This is a genomic window from Bacteroidales bacterium (assembly GCA_041671145.1).
Taxonomy (GTDB): domain Bacteria; phylum Bacteroidota; class Bacteroidia; order Bacteroidales; family JAHJDW01; genus JAQUPB01.
This window is the reverse complement of sequence record JBAZBZ010000019.1, coordinates 18,352-36,886: the sequence shown is the minus strand read 5'-3', so window position 1 is coordinate 36,886 and position 18,535 is coordinate 18,352. Positions and strand designations below refer to the sequence as shown.

Below are 18,535 nucleotides of genomic sequence, written 5' to 3'. Positions count from 1 at the left end.
AAAACAACACAAATAAAAGCCATAATTCACGTTATTCTATAATTAATTTTATATTTTTGTAAAAAATACAAAAACTTATGAACCTAAAAGACATTTACGCAATTTCAGGATTATCGGGACTTTTTAAATTTGTTGCTCAAACAAAAACAGGAGCAATTCTTGAATCATTAAATGATAAAAAAAGAATCCCGACTTATGCTTCGCAAAAATTAGTTGCATTGAAAGACATCGGAGTATATACCAACGACACGGAACTGCCGCTGCTCCAGGTTTTCAAAAGAATTTTTGAAAAAGAAAAAGGAAATGTTCCTGTTGATGCCAAAAGTGATGATAAAAAATTAAAAGAATATTTCGAAACCATAGTTCCCGAATATGACAAAGAAAAAGTTTATACTTCCGATATCAAAAAAATGATTTCATGGTATAATAATTTGCAAACACTCGGTATGATTGATGATAAAATTGAGGAAGAAACAAAAGAAGAATCAACTGAAGAAATAACTAAAGCAGCAAAAGAGGAACAAAAAGTAGAATCTGCAAAAGAAATAATAAATAAACAACCCGAACAAAAGGCGGAAGAAAAATCAGAAGCAGCCCCAATAAAAAAAGGAGAAAAGAAAAAAGTTGAAGCGAAAAAGCAACCCGCTGAGGAAAAGCCTAAAAAGAAAACAACAAAAGATAAAACTTCAACAGAAAAGACCCCCAAGAAAATTAAGGAAAAAGAAAAAAGCAAATAATTTAGCTGAAAGCCAGAATTGATTTTTTTATTATCTCAATAGTTTCCAAAATTTGTAATTCATTTATCACTAACGGCGGTGCAAATCGAATTATATTGTCGTGAGTGGGTTTTGCAAGAAGTTCGTTATCTCTCATTTTAAGGCAAACATCCCATGCAGTTTTACCTTTTATCGGTTTAATAACGATTGCATTCAGCAAACCTTTGCCCCTTATCAATTCAATCATTGGCGAATCAATTTTCTTTAATTCATTTCTGAATATTTTTCCCATTATTTCAGCATTATCAGCAAGTTTTTCATCTTTAATAATCTGCAATGCAGCAACTGCAATTTTTGCAGCAAGAGGATTTCCTCCGAAAGTAGAACCATGTTCACCAGGTTTTATGCAAAGCATTATTTCATCATTTGCAAGAACGGCAGAAATAGGATATGCACCTCCAGACAATGCTTTTCCAAGAATTAAAATATCAGGTTTTACATTTTCATGGTCGCAAGCTAAAAGTTTTCCTGTTCGTGCAATACCTGTTTGAACTTCATCGGCAATAAATAAAACATTTTTCGATTTACAAAGTTGATATGCTTTTGCAAGATATCCTTCGTCAGGAACAAAAACACCCGCTTCGCCCTGAATTGGCTCAACAATAAATCCTGCAACATTCGGGTCTTGCAATTCTTTTTCCAAAGATTTTAAATCGTTATAAGGAATTTTCACAAAGCCGGGAGTAAAAGGTCCAAAGCCACTGTAAGAATCAGGGTCCGTTGACATTGATATTACCGTAACCGTCCTGCCATGAAAATTATTTTCACAGCAAATAATTTTTGCTTCATTTTCTTTAATTCCTTTTTTTACATAAGCCCATTTTCTGCAAAGTTTAATTGCAGTTTCGTCGCCTTCAGCACCTGAATTCATCGGTAGAACTTTATCGTAACCGAAAAATTCCGTAACATATTTTTCATAAGCACCAAGAGAATCGTTATAAAAAGCCCTTGACGTAAGAGTTAATTTTTGTGCTTGTTCAAGCATCGCACCTATAATTTTAGGATGACAGTGTCCCTGATTTACTGCTGAGTATGCGGACAAAAAATCGAAATATCTTTTTCCGTCAACATCCCATAAATAAACTCCTTCCCCCTTCGACAAAACAACGGGCAGAGGATGATAATTATGTGCTCCATAGCGATTTTCCAGCTCTATCAATTCCTTTGATTTTGCCGACAATGTGGTATCAATAACTTCTGACATATACTTAGTTTTTAGTTTATAGTTTTTGGAAAACTTTTAAAAATTATGAAGCAAATATATTAATTTGTAGAATAAAATAAATAAATCAAAAAAAATATTTTTATGCAATTCCCATTTCTGTCTTGATAGCATTGAGAATTATAGATGTAGGATAAATTTTGTTCAATGTATAAAAATGCAAACCGGGAGCACCATTTTTTAGTAATTCTATACATTGATTTGTTGCAAACTGAATACCTGCCTCAATTACAGCTTCCTTGTCATCTTTGATTTCAGAAAATATTGCATTAACGTTATCTGGAATTTTTGTTCCGCAGTTTTGGCAAAGTCGTTGAAGTCCTTCGTAATCTGTAATCGGGAAAATGCCGGGAATAATACGAACATTAACATTTATTTTTTTCAAACGTTCAACATATTTGTAATAATCATCATTATTAAAAAACAATTGCGTAATAACATAATCAGAGCCAGCTTCTATTTTTTGTTTTAAATATTTTGCATCAAGTTCGTTGTTTTTACAAAGGGGATGACTCTCAGGAAAACCAGCAACGCCAATGCTAAAATTATCACCATGATTTTCGCGAATAAATTTCACAAGTTCATAACTAAAATTAAAATTATCTTCTTTTGGTTTCCACATCGGGTTATCTTTCGGCGGGTCGCCACGTAAGGCAAGCACGTTAGACACATTATGTTTTTTATATCTTTCGAGAATTTCTTTTATTTCATCTTTTGAGTCATATATGCAGGTCAAGTGGGGCAAACCAATAACCGAATTATTTCTTTGAATATAATCAACAATCTGCAGGGTTTTCATTTTATACTGAAACCTTCCGCCTGCACCGGATGTAACAGAAATAAAATTTGGTTTGCATTTTGCAAATAAATCAATCGTATGAAAAAGCTTTTCATATCCTTCTTCTGTCTTAGGAGGAAATAGCTCGAACGAGAATGTTATTTTGTTTTCTTTAAATACTTCAGATAATTTCTTCATTTTTTTTTAATAGTTTAAAGTTTAAGGTCTAAAGTTTAAAGTTTTTTTAACAACAAACTACGAACATTTTAAACCACAAACTGAATTTTAAAATTTATTTAGTTTCATAAATACTGAACTTCGCCAATCCTTTTCGCTGCAAGAAATGACAGAAAGAAGTTTTTAAAACACCCAATCCGTATTTCATACTTCTTCTAAAATTTATTGAAGACGCTTCTTCGAAATATTTTGTAGGACAAGTAACTTCGGCGATTTCAAAACCTGCATAAAATATCTGTGATATCATTTGGTTGTCGAAAACAAAATCATCGGAATTTGCTTTGTAATTTATTTTGTTCAGTACTTCTTTTGAAAAAGCTCTGTATCCGGTATGATATTCCGATAATTTTTGTCCTATTAATATATTTTGTGTTAAAGTCAGAAATCTGTTGAAAACATATTTGTACATTGGCATTCCGCCTGTCATCGCACCTTTACCTAAAATTCTTGAGCCAAAAACAACAGGATATAAATCATTTGCAATAATTGTAACCATTGCAGGAATGAGCTTTGGTGTATATTGATAATCGGGATGAAGCATGATAACTATATCGGCACCTAAATTTAACGCTGCATCATAACAGGTTTTCTGGTTTCCACCATAGCCCTTATTTTTTTCATGTTTTATTATGTGCTTAATTCCTATTTTTCTTGCAACCTCAATAGTGTTGTCAATACTTGCGTCATCAACAATTATAACATCATCAACATATTCGGAAGGAATTTCATAATAAGTTTTTTCAAGTGTTTTTTCTGCGTTGTATGCAGGCAAAACAACAATTACTTTTTTACCGTTAATCATTTTAAACTTTTTTTACTTTTACTAAAATAGTTAACATCGAGCTGAAATCCCATGGATTTGGCTTTTTCAGCATCTTTAACAGCCAGATAATATTTGCCCAAATCCTGATATGCACCGGCTCTGTTAACATATGCTGCGATATCATTAGGATTATACTGGATGGCTTTAGTATAATCTTCAATTGCCTTTTCAATGTTTTTCATCGAATAATCAATTAATCCACGCCACGAATAAATTTCAGAACTACTTGGATTTAATTTCTCTGCTTCATTCATGTCGTTTATCGCTTCATTTAGTTTACCGGCTTTATAAAATAAAATTCCCCTTTTTAGATATGCCTGAAAATTTTTAGGGTCTATTTTTAAACTCATGTTAAAATCCGACATCGCTTCATTAAACCTGTTTGTACTGAAATATGCAACTCCCCTGTAAAAATAAGCGTCACTTTCTTTTGATTTATTTTTTATATAAAAATTATAATCAGGTATTGCCTCTTCAAATTTATTAATCTTGCTCAGTGAATTTGCTCTACCGATATAACTTGCAGTATCATTAGGTTTTAATTGTATTGCTTTATTGTAATCAACAATTGCTTCATTAAATTTATTTAGATTAAAATTTACCACACCTCTCATATTAAGGGCTTCATGGTAGTTTGGGTCTATGCTCAGGCATTTCGAATAATATTCATAAGATTTGTCATAATCTTTTTTTAAATAATAATAATATCCGATATTATCATAAGCCATGGGAACAGGGTTGTTTTTCACTGCATCAATAAAAACAGTATCGCCGCGTTTCCATACTTTTGTTCTCTCAAAAGTCAATACAACACATATAAAGGCAAACAATATCAAAAGAATCGTGAAAACCGGTCTGAATTGAATTGCTTTGCTTTTCTGGCTATTCAACACATTTGAATACGCAATTCCAACAATCAGAAAAGTGCCAATGTAAGGTACGTAAGCATATCTCTCGGCAATAATAAAACCTCCTACAGGTAAAATTTGCAAAACTAAAATAATAGTAATAAAGAAAAACAATAATCCGAAAACAACATATTTTGTTGTCTTCAATGATTTATAAGCAAAGTAAGCAATAATCAAAACCGCAAGTGGCGACAAATAATAAAGTATTGGCAAAAAGCCGTTAGTTCTGTTAGGATATGGATATATGGCAGATAAATTTATCGGCAAAAACATTTTATAAAAATAAAGACAAGCTGCATAACATGCTAAAAATGGCTTTTCCCATATTGCATATAAATTACCTATGTCTTTTGTTGAAATAGCCGACTTCTGCGAAAATAAAGCAACAATTCCGAAAGTTAAAGACAGTACGAAAAACGGAAGCTTTTCCAATATGAGTTTAAAATTAAATTTTCTTTTATAAAACCAGTCAACAAGAAATAAAAGTAATGGAAACGCCACTGCTGCTGATTTTGAAAACAAGGAACATGCAATTAAAATAAACGCATAAATAAAATATTTTATATTTTTTTCTTTGACAGTAATGTATTTTATATAACTCATCAGAGCGAGAAGATAGAAAAATGTATAAAGAACATCTTTTCGCTCAGCAGCCCAAGCAACCGATTCAACGTGCATAGGATGAATACCAAAAAACAATGCGGTTATTATTGCAACTTCATTTTTCTTTGTTATAGTTTCAATTAATTTAAAAACAAGAAAAGCATTTAAAAGATGAAATAAAAGATTATTAAAATGATAAACTACAGGATTGTATTTAAAAAAATGATATTCCAACGCATTAAAAAGAGCAATAAAAGGGTGGTAATTTCCTCCGTAGAAAGCAGTGAATAATCTTTTCAGGTTAAGCTCTTTTATAATATCATTTTTTGTAATATAAACGCCATCATCCCAATTGTCAATCAAAGCATTTTGGAAAATTGGAATGTATCCAATAGCCGTCAATAAAAGAATTATAAAAATCCAGAGTTGTTTGTTTTTTAATAAATTATTTGAAGACAAACTTAACTCTGTTGTCTTAACAGGTGTTTTAGGAATATGCTGAATTTGTTTTTGCTTTTTTTTGCCCATTTTGAAAATTCAAAATACAAATATATTATTTTTTTTTAAAAAAAGAGGTATGAATTAGGGCTGAGGGTAAAGAGCATAGAGCTGAGGGCAGAGAGCTTAGTGATTATGTTTTTTTACCGATTACTGTACTGGATACTGACTACTTCTTCAAAATTGCATCATAAATCACCTGTTGAATATTTGTTCTTATATTCATATTTGCAAGTTTTTTATTTTCAGCATCGGGATAAACTCTGTTTGAAAGAAAAACATAAATCAAATCATATTTCGGGTCGACCCACACATAAGTGCCTGTAAAACCTGTATGACCGAAGCTTTCAGATGAAGCATCTTTACACGCAGGACTTTCTTTTCCGCCAATTGCCGGTTTATCAAAGCCAAGTCCTCTTCTGTTTCCTTCATCGCAAAACTGGCATCTGGTATATTTTTCAATGATTTCTGAATAAAGATATTTTCTGTCGGCATAAAATCCTTTTTGCAAAAGCACCTGCATTAATTTTGCAACATCGTTTGCATTAGCAAACAAACCTGCATGTCCGCTAACCCCACCGAGCATAGCAGCACCCGGGTCGTGCACATATCCCTGAATAATTTGTTTTCTGAATTCCCTGTCAAACTCAGTAGGAGGGATTCGTGAGATTTTGAATTTCTGGAGCGGATTGTATGTCATTGTTGATAATCCGAGAGGTTTGTAAAAATTATTTTTAACATAATTATCAATGCTTTCTTTTGTAATATTTTCGATTGCACTTTTCATTATATAAAAACCAAGGTCGCTGTATTCATATTCTTTTTTCTTTTTCAAAGGCGATTCGGCAATTTCTTTCATTATAGTGTCGGGATAATCTTTTCTTATGAAAATTTTATCGGCAACTTTATATGGGAATGTATCGTTTTCATAAGTTCTGTATATATTATCAGATAATTTCCCGTTGACAATTGTCTTTTTATAAAAAGGGAGCCACGATTGCAATCCTGCCTGATGAGTGAGAATGTCTTTAATTATAATTTTTTTCTTATTGCTGTTATTCAATAACGGCAGATAATCAGAAATTTTATTTTCGATATTTATTTTGCATTCTCCTTCAAGTTTCATTGTGACAAGGGTTGTTGAAAGTATTTTTGTAAGCGAAGCCAAATCGTATATGTCGGTGTTTTTAACAGCGAGTTTTTTTTCAAAAGTATGAAATCCGAAACTTTTTTGATAAATAACATTTCCTTTTTTTACAATAATAATTTGGCATCCGGGATAAGCTCTTTTAGAAATACCATCTTTTGCAATTGAATCTATTTTTTCAAGATAATCGGAATTAATTCCAAGTTCTTCGGGTATTGAATATTTTAATCTTATTGTTTGAGAAATTTTTAAACCTGAATTAACGGGATATTTTTCTGATGCAGAAACAGGTAATTTACCGCTTACTCCTTGTCCTCCGAAAATTATTTGTGCGGAAATTTCCTGCGGTAATTTTTTATCCTGATATGAAATTATTATTCCGTCTGCATTTTCTATTCCTTTAAAAATCGACAGCATGTAAGGATTGCCAAAAATATCAATTATAATTTTTGAATTTTTCGACAATGTGTCAATTAAATTTATTACATTTTGTGAAAGTCCGTAGTTCCTTGACGGCAATCCGGTCAAACTGTGTATGCCTATTATTATAAGATTATATTTGAAAAGTTCTGTAATCATTGAATCAAATTTCAAACTGTCGCTCACTGACATTATGTTATAATGACTGACATCAGCATAATTACCGAGCATTTCCTGAAACGGTGTTGTTTCATATTCATCTACCGACAAAGAAGCAATACAAAGTGTATCAAGATTTTTAACAGGTATGATATTTTTTTTATTAGCAAGTAATGTAATTGAATTTTCAACGAGTTTTCTGTTGAGCAACTCTGCTTCGTTTGTATTCAAGTCGTCAATGAGATTTTCGATTTTTACAGGTTTATAATTGTTAAGTCCAGCCCAATATTTTGAAGCCAATATTTTTTTACACTTTTTATCAATTTCTTCCTGTGATACATCGCCAAGATAAATTGCTTTTTTTATTTCTTCAATTGCAGTTTCGATATCATCTGAGCAAAGGAGAACATCTATGCCGGCTTTAATTGCTTTTACTTCCGCTACTCCGTGTTTATAAAAATTTGTTACGCCTTTCATGTTGAGAGCATCGCTAAACACCAAACCCTTAAAACCCATGCTATCCCTTAAAACAGATGTTACAACTTTTTCGGATAAAGAAGAAGGAAGATTTTGTGTGGTATCAAGAGCAGGAATATCAAGGTGTGCAACCATAACACCAAGGATATTGTTTTTTATCAAATGGCTGAAAGGGTATAATTCAATATCGTTAAGTCGTTTTCTGTTTTGCGTAAGAACGGGTAAAGTATGGTGCGAATCGCTTTCCGTATCTCCATGCCCGGGAAAATGTTTTGCTGTTGCAATAATTCCGTTTTGTTGTAACCCATTCATGTATAGCAATCCTTTAAGGGCTACATCAAATTTGTTTTCTCCGAATGAACGGGTGTTAATCACTGGATTTTTAGGGTTGTTATTTACATCAACAACAGGAGCAAAATTTATATGTATTCCCATTCGCTTGCATTCACGGGCAATTTCCTTTGACATTGAATAAATCAACGTATCATTTTGCATTGCTCCAAGTGCCATTTGGCGGGGAAAGCTGACTGTACTGTCAAGCCGCATTGACAAACCCCATTCACCGTCAATTGCAATCAACATAGGTACTTTAGACCACGACTGCAAATAATTTGTAATATTTGCCTGATGCACAGGACTTCCTTTCAAAAACATAATTCCACCCGGATTATACTGGCAAATAACGTCAGCAACATTTTCATTGTACTTCTGGTCCCTGTCGGAATATGCAGAAACCATAAAGAGTTGCGCAATGCGTTGTTCAAAAGTTAATGAATTAAAAACAGAATCTACCCAAAGAGTATCAACATTTCTGAAAGGAAAATATTTGTCGGATTTTAAATTTGTTTTTTGAGCAAATGCATTAATGCTCAGTAAAAACAAAGCAATAAAATATTTTTGCGTTTTTCGTTTCAAATTAATTTTCCTTTTTATTGTTTAATACACTATTGTTAAGTTATGTATAAAATGTCGTAAAAACCGAGGTATGATGTAGGAAGTATGAAAAAACATGAACATTACTTTCGATATGAAATTCCTACTTCTTATCTCATACATCCTACTTCTTTTGTAAAATATCATAATACAATTAACATAAAGCTAATTAATGTCTGGAAGCGGAAAACCTTATTTTATTTTTTATTTTCTCAGAATCTTTTGACATAAGAAAGTTTTTGGTTGAATCGGGAAGAAAATCCATAACTTCATTAAGATTACCATCTTTAATTGCTTTCCTGACTTTTGAAGCACTGACATAATTATCTTCTCCTCCAATTGCTAATCTTGTAATTTCAATTAATTCAATATTATTTTTTGAAAGAATATTTTTCATTGCTTTATTGTATTCTGCTGTTGTTTTGCAGTAAACTTCTGTACCTACATATCTTTTTTGAATTTCAAGAACAGGAGCAATATGCTTTGCGAAAACATTAACATCAAGCTCGGTTTGTTTTTTTGTAATTATATCAATTTTTTCATTCTTTAAAAAATATGCAGGAAATGTTGCCGATGAAACGATATAATTTCCGCCCTTTAACATAATTATATTTTTCAAGTGACTTATTCCTTCTGCTATTAATTTCCATCGTATATCAAAACCAAATACCGATTTATCTTCTTCAACAACAAAAAGGTAAAGAATGTCATTTTCTGATGCGGCTTTCTCAATAAGATATTTATGTCCGTTCGTGAAAGGATTACAGTTGACAACGATTGAAGCAACGCTTTGATTTTTTTTATTAACTTTTTTTGATTTTAAATACGCTTTATAATCGTTAATTGTTTTATAACCGAATTCGAGCAAAGCATAAATAGGCGGAGCGCAAGCTATTTCGGTATAACCTATTCCCTGGAATTTTTCAATGTTCTCAGGTTTTGTAAAAACAAAAGTCGTTTTATTATTTAGCAAAGCTCTTTCGGTTAAATGTTTTGTAACAAAAGAAAAAGCAGTCGTGTCCCTATATTGAGGAGCAACAGCAACGAATTTCAAAATGTTATTTTTTAAAGAACCCGTAGCAATTAAATCATCGTTTAAATTAACAAGAATAATTGTATAATCAATCTGCTCCGGAATAAAATCAAATCCCAAGGATTTTAAAAAACTCTTTACTTTTCTGACATCATAAGGGTTTTTCATATCCATTATCTCATACCTGTAATCAGTATTTTCAACATTCATGACTATATGTTTTTTTTACAAAATACAAAAATACAACAATAGCAAGTAAATCGGCAGAACCTCCCGGCGAAATATTATTTTCCAAGCAATATGTTTCAATAATTTTATAATTATTTTTTTTATCATCTTCCGTTAAGGAATTAAAAGTTTTCAACGCAAGTGATTTTAATTTTTCAAGAACTTCCAAACTGCTTCTATAAATAACATTCGTGTCATTATTGTTTCCGATTAACAAAAGTAAAGCATTAAATAATACCTTTTGTTTTCCCGATGAATTTATTTTTTCTAATTCGTAATCACTCAACATCGGCAAACCAAATTTTATGGCAGTGTTAAAGCCGCTTGCAACTTCTTGTCTGGCTCCTCCGCCAATGTGCTTTCCATATTTTTCAACACAAATTTTACCATGAGTTTCATCTAATGATTTAGCATCAAATTCATTTAAAATATTTTTGCCAATATTCATTGTCATATCCGAAAACTTTTCTAAATCAAATGAACCTTTATCTGCAATTAATTTTGCTGATGCAAAAACAGCAACTCCCATTAAAAAAATAATTCCTTTCTGAGTATTAATTCCATTAGTAACTCTGAACATTTCTTTTTCCATAATTAATCCGGTTTCACGAATTGAAGCCAAAGCAAAAGAAAGAGATTTATTAAATGAAAATCCTTTTTCTGCAATTTTATAGAAATACAGAATGATAGCAGAACTGCTGTCAATAAATGTATGGTAATCCATATCTTTATGAATTCCTGAATTATCTATATCAACAAGACCAGGTTTTGGAGTGAGGGAAATTTCATAGAAAATAGCTCTTGCAGCAAAAGAAACAAGGTTATTGCATACTTTTTCTTTTCGTTGAATTAATAAATAGTTCTGGATTTTTTCAAAAATATATTTGCGGAGCTTTGAGTAATTGTGTCGTTCCGAGCGCATGCACTCAACAGCAGGAAACGACTTGCAAAAAATACATAATTTGTTTCTCCCCGAAGAAATATAATTACCATTGCTATCTGTTACATCAATGTCAATTAATCTTCCCAATTCATGGGTTTCTTCAAATGTTTCACAAAGTTGTTTTATATTTTGAATTGAAGAACCGGATGATTTTAATGAAGAAAGAAAGAAAATTCCGGATTCATCGGTTTCATAATGTTCCTGAGTAATCTCTATTAAATTTGCTGATAAAAATATTTTGAATTGACTTAATACTATATTAAAAAAAACAGAAATATCTTTTGTTATTTTAGGATATCCCGGAATATTCAGAGAAAAACTTAAAGAAGCATAACCGTCATTTTTAATTCTTTCTTTTATTAATGAGCGTTTTTCTTTAGCCAGCAAAATTCTTTTTATAATTTCATCATTGTCATTCATTATTCTTTCACCTGCCTGATTACATCAATTATAGTACCATCGCGATATTCAACAATTCCAATAATTTTGTCAGTAAATTTAACCTTTTCAGGAATACCTGTAATTCCATCAACTTCTTTTTCCAATTCATGAATATCCCTGATGTTTAAACCGGTTTTTTTTAATCTTTGTTCCAATTCTTTATTTTTCGGATTAACACAAATACCACGTTCAGTAACCAACACATCAATACTTTCGCCGGGTGTAACAATTGTGTTAACTCTTTTTTTAATAATAGGAATTCTGCCTCGAAAAGAAGGACAAACAGCTATTGCAAGCTGTGCGCCTGAAGCAGTATCGGAATGACCTCCTGAAGCACCTGTAATATAACCTTCGGAACTTGTAATAACATTAATATTAAAATCCACATCAATTTCCAATACACCCAAAACAACAATATCGAGTTTGTTTGTCAGGCATCCGCAATTAAACGGATTGGCGTACAATGTAGAAGGCACTTCAATATGTTTTTTGTTATTAAGCAACGAATTACTCACAGCGGCATCAAACGACTGAACATCAAACAAAGCTTTAAATAAATTTTCGTTGAGCATGTCAACACAATACGAAGTAATTCCGCCAAGCATAAAACTTCCCGTAATATTTTTTTTCTTCATCTTATCTCTGATGAATTTCGCAACTGCAAGAGTTGCACCGCCGGCACCAACCTGAAAAGAAAAATTATTTACAAAATATCCGGAATGTTCAATAACATCTGCCGCTAATCTGGCTATTCTCAAATCCATTGGAGATTTTGTAATTCGGGTGGTTCCGGTAGCAATTTTTGATGTATCACCAATAGAATCAATCTTAACAACATAATCAATAAAACTTTGTTTGATGGACAATGGAATACAAGGGTAATCAACCAAATTATCAGTAACAACAATTGATTGTTTTGCATACCGCACATCAACCATGGAATAGCCAATTGAACCGAAAGCCGATTTTCCGTGTGAGCCAGTGGCATTGCCCTCGCAATCGGCAGATGCTGCGGCAATAATTGCAAGGTCAATTTTTATTTTTCCTGTTTTTATAGCTCTTGCTCTCCCTCCGTGCGAATGAATAATAACAGGTATATCGAGAATTCCTCTTGATATTGCTTTTCCTAATTTATCACGAATCCCTGATGAAAATATTTTGGTAATCGTTCCGTCCTGAATAAAAGGTATGAGTTCATCATGCGCCGAGGTTAAAGATGAAGAAGCAAGTGTTATGTTTTTAATGCCAAGTTTAGATAAAATGGAAATACTTTTAACAACAATATCATCCCCACCTCTTAAATGATGGTGAAACGAAACAGTAATTCCGTTAACGGGATTTGTTTTAATGATAGCTTCTTCAAGGGAATCGCATAATTTATTTTGATGGGGTAATTTAGCTTTGATAGCAGATGCTACCGTTGGTTCGTCCATCCATCCTTTTTTCAATTTTGTCCACGCACCTTGAAAAGGTTCAAGTTTACCAATTCCTTCAATATATTCCGGAATATCTCTTCCTAAAATATTTTTCATATTTTCTGTAATTAGTGTTTGTTCATAAAGTCGAGAGTTTGGTTCAGAATGTCCGAGTTCGAGGCTTTCGAAGTTTTAAAAATCAGGAGTTTACTGTAGTAAATGACTGGTTTTTAAAACGAGAATAACGAAGAAATCGGACATTCTGGACAAACTCTAATTATAAATCATCAATATCAATATCCGCTAAATTTAAAATATGCTGAGCCCTTGTAACAACAGGAGCATCAATCATTCTGCCGTCAAGAGCAAATACTCCTATGCCTTTTGCGGTATTTTCATTAAATGCCTTAACAATTTTAATTGCAACTCTTATTTCTTCATCGGTCGGATTAAATACATCATGAATGATATCAATCTGCCGTGGGTTTATAACTGCTTTCCCTGTAAAACCAATTTTTTTAGCATATTCGGTTTCTATTCTCAAACCATCATCATCGTTAACATCGGCAAAGACAGAATCCAAAGCATCAATTCTATTGGCTTTTGCAGCCATAACAATAGCTTTGCGAGCATAATCCAAACCGGCATTATCTTTGGTTTTTACAATTCCCATATCTGCGGTTAAATCCTGTCCGCCAATAGTAATAGCATCAATTCGCGGATGTGCAGATGCTATTTCAAAAACATTTTGCACTCCAATTGCGGTTTCAATCATCGGATGAATTTTTATGTTTCCGATAGGAATGCCATGTTTTTTCTCAATCTTCTCAATTATTTCAATTACAGTAATTACATCTGATTTTGTTTCAATCTTAGGTAATCGGATTGCTTCGGGCTTAACAGGCACAATGTATTCAAGGTCTGTTAATCCAAAGGGTGTGTTAATATGATTTATTCTAACTGTTACTTCCGTATTGTAAAAATCAATACTCTTAATCATATTTCTGACTAAAATTCTCGCGGCATCTTTTTCTGAAAGAGCAACTGAATCTTCTAAATCAAGTAGAACTGTATCTGCGCCATAAACACCGCCTTGCTGAACCATTGCGGGATTATGTCCCGGAATATATAAAGCTGTACGTCTTTTATTTTTTCTCATTTTCTGTAATTGTTTTTTTATTATATAACGCCGTCTTGTATCATTAAAGCTCTTCTTAAAGCAGTTTCAACTCTTGCACTAATAGTTGCACTTAGTGCTCCTTTATCATTGCACACTAATCGTACGTCTTTAATATCATATTCGTCCAAGACATTAATAATTTCTTTTTTTATGCTTTTCCCGAATTGAATCATGACTGGAGAATGCAATTCAATAATTCTACCTGTTCCTTCAGGAACCGGTTCAACCAATACTAACATATCGCTTGATTCAAAAGTTCCTGCCTGAGCTTGTTGTTTAATTATCATATTATTTTTAATATTTAAAGTTTAATGTCTAAGAGTGTATCTCAAAAGGCAAAATTTGTTTTTTCTTTGTGTTCCTTTGTGGTTGAGTGTTTTATATTAACCGTAAAGTCGCACTAAGTTATTCGCAAAGCAATCTCGTCTAAAAATTCTTCGGAATGCAAAACTTTTTTTGCTTTTGGTTCACAAATAGCTGCCAAATCGCCTGTCATATAGCCATCTTCAATTGTCGCAATAATTGTTTCCTCCAATTTGTCGGCAAATTTTTTAAGTTCGGAAATATTATCCAATTCGCCTCTTTTTCTCAAAGCGCCTGTCCATGCATAAATTAAAGCCACTGCATTAGTTGAAGTTTTTTCGCCTTTCAAATGTTTGTAATAATGTTTCTGAACAGTTCCGTGGGCGGCTTCATATTCAAAATATCCGTTTGGAGAAACAAGAACCGAAGACATCATAGCCAATGAGCCAAAAGCAGAAGCAACCATATCGCTCAACACATCGCCATCATAGTTTTTGCAAGCCCAGAGAATACCGCCCTCAATCTTCATTATTCTTGCAACAACGTCATCAATTAGGGTATAGAAAAATTCAATTTTTGCTTCTTTAAATTTTTCTTTATATTCTTTTTCAAAAACTTCTTCAAAAATATTTTTGAATTTCTGGTCATATATTTTAGAGATAGTGTCTTTTGTGGCAAACCAGCAATCAATTTTTTGGTCGAGAGAATATTCAAAACATGCCTTGGCAAAACTTGTTATAGATGCAACAGTGTTATGTATGCCTTGAATAACGGCAGCTCCATCAACTTCAGTAATGGTTTCTCTTTTAACAGTTCCAAATTTATCGGTACCAACAATTTCCAATTTTCCTCCATTTTCCATAAATATTTCTGCATTTTTATAAACATCACCATACGCATGGCGACCAACAATAATCGGCTTTTTCCATGAACGAACCGATGGTTTAATATTATTTACCATTATCGGTTTACGGAAAACAGTTCCATCGAGTATCGTTCTGATTGTGCCATTAGGACTTTTCCATTGTTTTTTTAATTTGTATTCTGCCACTCTTTCGGCATTTGGCGTGATAGTAGCATTTTTTACACCAACACCATATTTTTTAATAGCATTAGCAGCATCAACTGTAATTTGGTCGTTGGTTTCATCTCTTTTTTCAACACCTAAATCATAATATTCTGTTTTCAAATCAACAAATGGTTCAATAAGTTTTGATTTAACCATAGGCCACAATATGCGGGTCATTTCATCACCATCAATTTCAACTAATGGCGTTTTCATTTGAATTTTTGTCATATATCTGTTCTTTTATAAAATTGTTATTAAAATTTATATTATTTGCATTTTATCAAATTGAAGATAAGAATATATTTTATCCTCATTTGGTTTTATTTTTTTATTAAAAATTTCAAAGTATTCAGAAGGAGTTGGAATTTTGCCGGTTAATGCAATCATTGCAGCTAATTCGGCAGAGCCAAGATAAGTTGATGCGCCATCGCCCATTCTGTTATCAAAATTTCGTGTGGATGTAGAAAAAACCATAGCACTATCAGCGACTCTCAATTGATTTCCCATACACAATGAGCACCCTGGTACTTGAACATTTGCTCCGATTTTAGCAAATTTTGCAAACATTGCTTCATCAAAAAGTTTCTTATTATCCATTCTCGTTGGAGCAGCAATATAAGTTCTAACTTCCGGATTAAATTTTGCTCCGTCCCAAATATTTGCTGCTGCCCTGAAATGACCAATGTTAGTCATACATGAACCTATAAACACATTATTTATTTTTTCACCGGCAACTTCCGATAACAATTTAACATCATCAGGGTCGTTGGGACAACATACTATTGGTTCGGTAATTTCGGATAAGTCAATTTCAAATATTTCTGCATATTCTGCATTTTTATCAGCCGATAATAATTTGGGATTGGCAAGCCATTCATTCAACTCATTTATGCGTCTTTTCAACGCATACTTACTTTCATAACCTTTATTTATCAAATCTTCAATTAAGGCAATATTTGATTTCACGTATTTAATTACTGATTTTTCGGAAAGTTTAATGCAAGTTGCCGTTGCGCTTCTTTCAGCTGTGGCATCAGTAAGTTCAAATGCCTGCTCAGGAGTAATATCTGGCAATCCTTCCATTTCTATTATTCTTCCGTTAAAAACATTTACTTTATTTTTCTTAGGAACAGTAAGCAGTCCTCTTTTAATTGCAAAATAAGGAATAGCATTTACGACATCTCTCAAAGTAATTCCTTGTTTTAACTTACCTTTAAACCTTACAAGAACTGATTCGGGCATATCAAGCGGCATAAATCCGAGTGCACCTGCAAAAGCCACTAATCCCGAACCCGCAGGAAATGAAATGCCTAAAGGAAAACGTGTGTGTGAGTCACCACCGGTTCCAACTTTATCGGGGACTAAAAGTCGGTTAAGCCATGAATGTACCACTCCATCACCTGTTTTTAAAGCAACACCATCGCGCTCTATAATAAATGCAGGAAGATTTTTTTGCATCTTTATATCTATGGCTTTTGGATATGCCGCTGTATGGCAAAACGATTGCATGAATATTGGCGATAGGAATTTCAAACAAGCTAACTCGGTTAATTCATCGGCAGTCATTGGTCCTGTTGTATCCTGCGAACCAACAGTATTCATAACAGGTTCGCATGCTGTTCCGGGAAGTACTCCTTCAACGCCACAAGCTTTGCCAACAATTTTCTGTGCTAATGTAAATCCTTGTCCTTTCTTATGAACAGGATTTATTGGTGAAACAAAAATTTCTTTTTCGTTTAAATTTAATACTTTTATCGCCTTTAAAGTCAGTGCCCTGCCAATAATCTTGGAAATTCTTCCTCCTGCGCGATATTCATCTAATAATGTATTTGGATTAAGTGTGAATTTTGCGATTACTTCATCTGCTTCATTTTTTATAGTTCCTTCTTTTGTATTAATAGCAACAATGTCGCCCATATTAATTTTGGTAACATCAGCAACAATGGGTATTCCGCCTGAGTCCTGTACTGTATTAAAGTATATAGGTGCAATTTTTCCGCCAATCACAATGGCATTGCGGCGTTTATTCGGAATAAAAGGAATATCTTCACCAATATGCCACATAACACTATTGCATGCGGATTTTCTTGATGAGCCAGTTCCTACAACATCGCCTACAAATGCAATTTTATGTCCTTCACTTCTCCATTTTGCAATAATCGAAATCCCTTCAGGAAATTTTATTTTACCCATTGATAATGCATGCAAAGGAATATCAGGACGAGTTACTGCGTCGGAAGCAGGTGAAAAATCATCAGTATTTATTTCTCCCTCCACTTTAAATATTTTAACTTTTATTATTTCTTCCAATTTTGGTTTTGATGTAAACCATTCAGCTTTTGACCATGATTCAAGTACTTTTTGAGCAGAACTATTATTTTTTGATAATTCAACTACTTGCTCAAAAGCATCGTAAACCAAAGTAATATTGGATAAAGATTTAGCTGCATAATCCGATAATTCCTTATTTTCAAGTGCTTCGACTAATGGAATAACATTATAACCGCCAATCATTGTTCCTAATATTTCAATAGCTTTTTGAGGAGAAATCAATTTTGTTTTAATTAGTCCTTTTACGATTTTATTTAAAAATTCCGCCTTGACTTTTGCAGCAGGGTCAACTCCCGGTGAAATTCTGTTGCATAATAAATCAATCAATAAATTTTCTTTTCCGTCCGGTTGGTTTTGAATTAATTCACAAAGTTGTTCTGTTTGCAAAGCATTAAGAGCAAGCGGAGGAATATTCATTTTTTTTCTTTCGTCAACATGTTCAAAATATTCTTTTAGCATATTTTTTGTTTTTAACCGATAAATATAGTTTGTCCAGAATGTTCGATTTCTTCGTTACTCTCGACTTTATACAAGCACTAAATATAATTTATTGAAAAGTTAAAATTTACACATAAAACAGTTGTTAATTAAATAACAAAAGTATAAGCATA

At 32.6% G+C, this 18,535-nt stretch carries 13 protein-coding genes; 1 reads left to right on the top strand and 12 read right to left on the bottom strand.

The window, feature by feature from the left end; translation table 11 throughout:
* Positions 1-77: 77 nt before the first annotated feature.
* A complete protein-coding gene (locus WC223_07805) occupies positions 78-737 on the top strand; it encodes a DUF5606 domain-containing protein (GenBank protein ID MFA6924146.1) in 660 nt (219 codons plus the stop codon).
* A 1-nt stretch (position 738) separates the two neighbouring features.
* Here WC223_07805 and rocD read toward each other — a convergent pair whose 3' ends face one another.
* From rocD to WC223_07745, 12 genes are all read right to left on the bottom strand, one after another.
* Positions 739-1,968, bottom strand: coding sequence for an ornithine--oxo-acid transaminase (gene rocD / locus WC223_07800; protein ID MFA6924145.1), 1,230 nt, complete (start codon positions 1,966-1,968; stop codon positions 739-741).
* A 112-nt stretch (positions 1,969-2,080) separates the two neighbouring features.
* Positions 2,081-2,974 carry a methylenetetrahydrofolate reductase [NAD(P)H] gene (metF, locus tag WC223_07795; GenBank protein ID MFA6924144.1) on the bottom strand — a complete coding sequence of 298 codons (894 nt, stop codon included), beginning with the start codon at positions 2,972-2,974 and terminating at the stop codon, positions 2,081-2,083.
* Positions 2,975-3,068: 94 nt separating this feature from the next.
* Positions 3,069-3,815, bottom strand: coding sequence for a glycosyltransferase family 2 protein (locus WC223_07790; protein MFA6924143.1), 747 nt, complete (start codon positions 3,813-3,815; stop codon positions 3,069-3,071).
* The gene (locus WC223_07785; GenBank protein ID MFA6924142.1) at positions 3,812-5,875 is read right to left on the bottom strand and encodes a tetratricopeptide repeat protein; all 2,064 of its coding nucleotides are present in this window, start codon (positions 5,873-5,875) and stop codon (positions 3,812-3,814) included. The genes WC223_07790 and WC223_07785 overlap by 4 nt, the downstream gene beginning before the upstream one ends.
* Before the next feature lie 139 nt (positions 5,876-6,014).
* On the bottom strand, positions 6,015-8,963 hold the full coding sequence (locus tag WC223_07780; GenBank protein ID MFA6924141.1) for a glycoside hydrolase family 3 N-terminal domain-containing protein: 2,949 nt from the start codon (positions 8,961-8,963) through the stop codon (positions 6,015-6,017).
* Between the two features lie 187 nt (positions 8,964-9,150).
* Complete coding sequence (gene citC / locus WC223_07775) at positions 9,151-10,224, bottom strand: [citrate (pro-3S)-lyase] ligase (GenBank protein ID MFA6924140.1); 1,074 nt, start codon at positions 10,222-10,224, stop codon at positions 9,151-9,153.
* Positions 10,214-11,605 (bottom strand): triphosphoribosyl-dephospho-CoA synthase, encoded by a 1,392-nt coding sequence (locus WC223_07770; protein MFA6924139.1) that lies wholly within the window; start codon positions 11,603-11,605, stop codon positions 10,214-10,216. Before WC223_07770 ends, citC begins: the two co-directional genes overlap by 11 nt.
* Positions 11,605-13,158: a citrate lyase subunit alpha gene (citF, locus tag WC223_07765; GenBank protein ID MFA6924138.1), complete on the bottom strand. Its 1,554-nt coding sequence runs from the start codon at positions 13,156-13,158 to the stop codon at positions 11,605-11,607. The genes WC223_07770 and citF overlap by 1 nt, the downstream gene beginning before the upstream one ends.
* Positions 13,159-13,318: 160 nt before the next feature.
* The gene (locus tag WC223_07760; GenBank protein ID MFA6924137.1) at positions 13,319-14,200 is read right to left on the bottom strand and encodes an aldolase/citrate lyase family protein; all 882 of its coding nucleotides are present in this window, start codon (positions 14,198-14,200) and stop codon (positions 13,319-13,321) included.
* Between the two features lie 20 nt (positions 14,201-14,220).
* Positions 14,221-14,508, bottom strand: coding sequence for a citrate lyase acyl carrier protein (citD, locus tag WC223_07755; GenBank protein MFA6924136.1), 288 nt, complete (start codon positions 14,506-14,508; stop codon positions 14,221-14,223).
* 113 nt (positions 14,509-14,621) lie between these two features.
* Positions 14,622-15,821, bottom strand: coding sequence for an NADP-dependent isocitrate dehydrogenase (locus tag WC223_07750; protein MFA6924135.1), 1,200 nt, complete (start codon positions 15,819-15,821; stop codon positions 14,622-14,624).
* Between the two features lie 33 nt (positions 15,822-15,854).
* Positions 15,855-18,383 (bottom strand): bifunctional aconitate hydratase 2/2-methylisocitrate dehydratase, encoded by a 2,529-nt coding sequence (locus WC223_07745; protein ID MFA6924134.1) that lies wholly within the window; start codon positions 18,381-18,383, stop codon positions 15,855-15,857.
* Between the last annotated feature and the right edge of the window lie 152 nt (positions 18,384-18,535).

Coding starts and splice junctions, on each gene's coding strand:
- WC223_07805 (MFA6924146.1), top strand. CDS start 78: ATGAACCTAAAAGACATTTACGCAATTTCAGGATTATCGGGACTTTTT.
- metF (MFA6924144.1), bottom strand. CDS start 2,974: ATGAAGAAATTATCTGAAGTATTTAAAGAAAACAAAATAACATTCTCG.
- WC223_07790 (MFA6924143.1), bottom strand. CDS start 3,815: ATGATTAACGGTAAAAAAGTAATTGTTGTTTTGCCTGCATACAACGCA.
- WC223_07785 (MFA6924142.1), bottom strand. CDS start 5,875: ATGGGCAAAAAAAAGCAAAAACAAATTCAGCATATTCCTAAAACACCT.
- citC (MFA6924140.1), bottom strand. CDS start 10,224: ATGAATGTTGAAAATACTGATTACAGGTATGAGATAATGGATATGAAA.
- WC223_07770 (MFA6924139.1), bottom strand. CDS start 11,605: ATGAATGACAATGATGAAATTATAAAAAGAATTTTGCTGGCTAAAGAA.
- citF (MFA6924138.1), bottom strand. CDS start 13,158: ATGAAAAATATTTTAGGAAGAGATATTCCGGAATATATTGAAGGAATT.
- WC223_07760 (MFA6924137.1), bottom strand. CDS start 14,200: ATGAGAAAAAATAAAAGACGTACAGCTTTATATATTCCGGGACATAAT.
- citD (MFA6924136.1), bottom strand. CDS start 14,508: ATGATAATTAAACAACAAGCTCAGGCAGGAACTTTTGAATCAAGCGAT.
- WC223_07750 (MFA6924135.1), bottom strand. CDS start 15,821: ATGACAAAAATTCAAATGAAAACGCCATTAGTTGAAATTGATGGTGAT.
- WC223_07745 (MFA6924134.1), bottom strand. CDS start 18,383: ATGCTAAAAGAATATTTTGAACATGTTGACGAAAGAAAAAAAATGAAT.